This window comes from Rhodococcus chondri, assembly GCF_036327435.1.
Taxonomy (GTDB): domain Bacteria; phylum Actinomycetota; class Actinomycetes; order Mycobacteriales; family Mycobacteriaceae; genus Rhodococcus; species Rhodococcus chondri.
The window spans coordinates 1-4181 of sequence record NZ_JAUZMZ010000266.1 but is presented as its reverse complement, the minus strand read 5'-3'; the positions used below and the strand labels follow the sequence as shown (position 1 = coordinate 4181).

Here is a 4181-nt window from a genome sequence, read left to right as displayed (position 1 = left end):
GGTCGGTGATCCGCTCTCCGCCCACGATCTCGTGACGCGGATGACCGACCACTTCGAGGACCTGCGCGGCGCGGCATGCGAGATTGTCCTGACGGGCCAGGATCCGGCCTTCGAACATCGTTGTGCCGCAGTAGGCCAGCCACGATTCGAGTTCGGCCGCCGGGAGCTGCCACGTCGCCGCGACCGCCGCCGGTTCGACGACACCGTGCGCCGACTCGAACTCCGAGAGCAGCGCCCGGGTCTGCTTCTCCGCGTCGGACACGTCCGGGACGGCGATCCAGCCGTCGGCCACCGCGAAACGGTCGTCGAGCCGGTCGAGCACCAGCCACAGCGGCGCGTCCAGTCCCGGCACCGGCCGGGTCACGACGGGCATGGCTCGCACGATCCGGTCGAACGCGGCGACAGGCCGCACCTGCACCCGCAGTGCGGCGAGCAGATCACCGACCGCGGTGCCGAACGGGAACGTCGAGGGTGCATCGGGATCGGCGTCGGCGTCCGAGTCGGCGTGCACGCGGCGCCGCAGCGCGTCGCGGTCGGCCTCGGGCAACGTGGCGACGAAGTCGGCGAGTTCGGCAACCGGGTCGGTCGGACCGGACAACGGCAGATCCTTCGCGGCGAGTGCCTCGATGCGGGCGGCGACCTGCTGGATCTCTTCCGGGGCGCCGTCCTCGAGGTCGATGCGCAACAGCGGACGTTCCGTTTCGCCGCGCAGCATCCGCCACCGTGCCAGCGCGGCGAGGTCTTCGACGAGACCGGCGAGGGCGGGCACGGCCGGCGCCTCGGGGTCGGGCCGCAGACCGGTCGGATCCCGAAGCACCGTGACGACCAAAGCGGCACACACTATTTCGAGAACCGTGTCGCGGTCTGCGCCCCGTACCGAGAACAGGTCGGCAGGGCTGCGACTGAACAACTCGGCGGTGGTGGGTGCATGCGGGACGCGGGCGACCACCGAAGCGGCCGCGGCACCGAGATCCAGGACGCCGACAGGCACTTCGACCTCGCGGAGCAAACCGTCCGCGAAGCGCAACTCGGGATGGTCGGTGACATAGATGTGGGCAAGTTCCGAGCAGATCTCCGCAATGTCCGCGGCGGCCACGGTTTCGGCCGGCGACTGTTCTTCCCACCACCGGGGGGTGGGCACCATTGCGGCCAGTGCGGCCGCCCGAGCGGAACCGTAGCGGTCCAGCCACGGCATCAGATCCAGCCAGGGGCGGTCGTCGAGTTCTTCGACCGATAACGCACTCGACCACAGCGACACGACCCGTTGCTCCTCTTCGACGCCCGCCGGGAAGAACCGCGGGTCCCCTCCTCGCCGGACACCCGGTCGGACGCCCAGCCGACCACGATACCGGGCGGGCAGCACACCTCACCACGTGGCGGTCGGGTCTACCGCGACGGTCCTCGCAGCGCCCGTCGCGCCAGTTCACGCACCACCGCGGGCCTCCGTTCCGGCATCGTGCCGAACCCCAGGTCGACGCCGAGGTGGTGCAGGATTCGGCGGTTCGATCCGGCCGCCGCGACCGCGTCCTTCGCAGTGAGCGGTTCCCCGTCGCCCATCCGCCATCCGAGTGCGGTGGCGGCTTCGAGCATGGCCCGGCGTTGCTCTTCTCCATCGGCATCCGCGGCGACCGAGAGCAGCATCATGAGTCCGGCCTCGCGCTCGAACTCGTCCGCTCCCAACGGCAGCCGGGCGGCGATGTAGTCGACGAGCGCGTCGGGATCCGATCTCGGCCCGGCAGCGCGCTTGGTGCACACCAGCTTTCCGCGATACTTCCGGACCAGGCCGAGATCCTGTGCGAGTTCCCGAATCGCGAGGACGGTCGGGTTGTCGAGTTCTCGTGTGCTCTTCCCGGCCCAGGCATACCTCGGACCGAGTACCTCGCGGGCCTCTGCCACCACTGCGGGAGACAGGTATCCGGACGACGTCAACGGCACCCCGTCGGCGCCGGTCCGCCGCAGCAGCCAGGCGAGCAGGGTCATGCCCTCGGCGTCCCGGGCCGGCAGTTCCACGCGTTCGTCGTCGGAACTCAGCCGCGCCCGCAACAGCAGCGCGTACAGACTCGGTGCGTACAGCGCCGGGATGCGTGCGAGCAACGCCGCAAGGGCGGTCCCGCGTGGAGGCGAGTGCCGGCGGATCTCGGCGCGCGCCGTCAGCGCCGCCGACGCGGCGTCGAGGTCGAACAGGTCGGGGTCGAAATCGTCGCCCGCCCATGTCCTCAGCGCTTCGTGGTCGGGGTGCCGGGGGTCGCCGAGCACCGCCCGCAGATGCTCGTACCCGGGCACGCCGCCGCAGTCCTCCGGTGGGCAGGCGCGTTCACCGTCGAGGCACAGCGGCGTCGGCACCGCGTCGACGACGTGCGCGAGCACCACCCGGTGCTCCCACCTGTCGCCGAAGTCGTACTCGTAGTACAGGGTGTCGCCGCGTTCGGCGAGCACCTCGTCGATACGGACATCGGATTCGCAGGCGTCGATGGGGTGGTCGCCCTCATCGACGACGAGACGCATGCCGTACCGCTCGGCGGCGGGTGCGGATGCATCGGCGGCCGTTCGCCACTCGTGGAGGTGGCTGTCGACCCATCCCATCGCGTCCTGCACGACGTCGTGGAGTTCGTCGAGCATTGTCGTCGACGGCACCACCACACACCGCCAGACGGTGGGGGTGACCCCGCCGAGTTCGATGCGGAGTTCGTAACCGACGACGGCGTCGCGGCGAGGACCGCGGCCGCGCCCCCGACCGGCCGCGGCGAGGAAACTGCGCAGTTCGTCCCGCGAATCGGGGACCGCCATCAGGTGCGATTTCCTGCCCTCACGAGGACGTACCATGCCGACACGGTAACGCCCGGACCGTTGCTGTGTCGGGCGAAGGGCGCGGTCAGGTCATCGCGACATCGGCTTCGGATTCCCCTCGGGCCTGTGAGCGCACGCGCAGCAACACCAGCCCCGACACCGACGCGACGATGAGCGCCCCCACGGCGCCGTAGACGTGTAGCGAGTACACCGCGCTACCGGCCCCGATCAATCCCGCCACCAGCGCACATTTCAGCAACGCTCTTCCGACGACCGCTCCCATTTCCAGCCCTTCCGGAAAGTCCCCATTCAGCCGAAAAGGATAGTGTCACCTATCACAAACTGCGGGACATCGGGCCAGCGTGTCCGGCGAACTCGCCTTATCGCGACCGTCCGGGGCAGACTGGCGGCACGGTGCCGGGCAGCGTCGGCAGCGCCCACAGCACGGGCACACGGGAGGTCGGACGTGAACGAGGGAGCGTACCCGCGAGACGAAGCGGGCGGTGAAGTGATTCTGCGCGACGTGACCCTGCGCGACGGTCTGCAACTCACCGGCAAGGTTCTTCCCACCGAACGCAAGGTGCAGATCGTGCGAGCCCTGCTCGCCGCGGGCGTACCGGAGCTCGAGATCGGATCGCTGGCACGCCCCGACCTGGTACCGCCCATGGCCAACACACTCGAACTCGTCGACGCGCTCACCGAGGAAGAGCTGGATCGATGCTGGGTATGGGTGGCCACGCCGCGGCACGTCGAGCGGGCCGTCGCTGCCGGGGCACGCAGGTTCCAGTACTGCTTCTCGGTGTCCGACGCCCACAACCGGGCCAACATCGGTCGCGACACCGACGACAGCCTCGCCGCCATGCCGCGAGCGGTGGAGAACGCGCACGCGGCCGGGGGCAGCATCCAATTGTGCCTGGCCACGGCCTTCACCTGCCCGTTCGACGGTCCCGTCGATCCCGATCGGGTTCTGGAGATCGCATGTGATCCCCGCGCCGACGGCGCCTCGGACATCGTTCTCGCCGACACACTCGGCCAGGCGGTGCCGGGCCAGGTCAGCGCGCTGGTGTCCCGGGTGCGCGCCGAGTCCCCCGACCGCCGGATCGTCTACCACGGGCACGACACGTGGGGTCTCGGAGTCGCGAACAGTCTCGCCGCGGTGACGGCCGGGGCGACCGTGGTGGACGGCGCGCTCGGCGGACTCGGGGGCTGTCCGTTCGCGCCCGGCGCCAGCGGGAACACCGCGAGCGAAGACCTGCTGTTCGCGACGCGCCCGCCGTGGCTGACCCCGGCTGCCTTCGGAGCGTTGGTGCGGCTCGGAGAAGACATCGTCACCGAACTCGGCGAACCGAACCGCTCCCGGGCGCGGCAGGGCGCCCGCTCGGAAGCGGAAGCGT

General features: G+C 70.2%; 3 protein-coding genes and 1 pseudogene. 1 reads left to right on the top strand and 3 read right to left on the bottom strand.

What is annotated here, in order from left to right; genetic code table 11:
* From Q8814_RS24690 to Q8814_RS24680, 3 genes and pseudogenes are all read right to left on the bottom strand, one after another.
* A pseudogene (locus Q8814_RS24690) lies at nt 1-1258 on the bottom strand (hypothetical protein); the annotation flags it as partial.
* Between the two features lie 128 nt (nt 1259-1386).
* Entirely contained in the window at nt 1387-2823 is a 1437-nt protein-coding gene (locus Q8814_RS24685; RefSeq protein WP_330154599.1) for a plasmid pRiA4b ORF-3 family protein, read from the bottom strand.
* Nucleotides 2824-2872: 49 nt separating this feature from the next.
* The gene (locus Q8814_RS24680) at nt 2873-3070 is read right to left on the bottom strand and encodes a hypothetical protein (protein WP_330154598.1); all 198 of its coding nucleotides are present in this window, start codon (nt 3068-3070) and stop codon (nt 2873-2875) included.
* 225 nt (nt 3071-3295) lie between these two features.
* Between Q8814_RS24680 and Q8814_RS24675 the strand changes: the two genes are divergently transcribed.
* The coding region (locus Q8814_RS24675) for a hydroxymethylglutaryl-CoA lyase (protein WP_330154600.1) at nt 3296-4181 on the top strand (886 nt) is incomplete at its 3' end.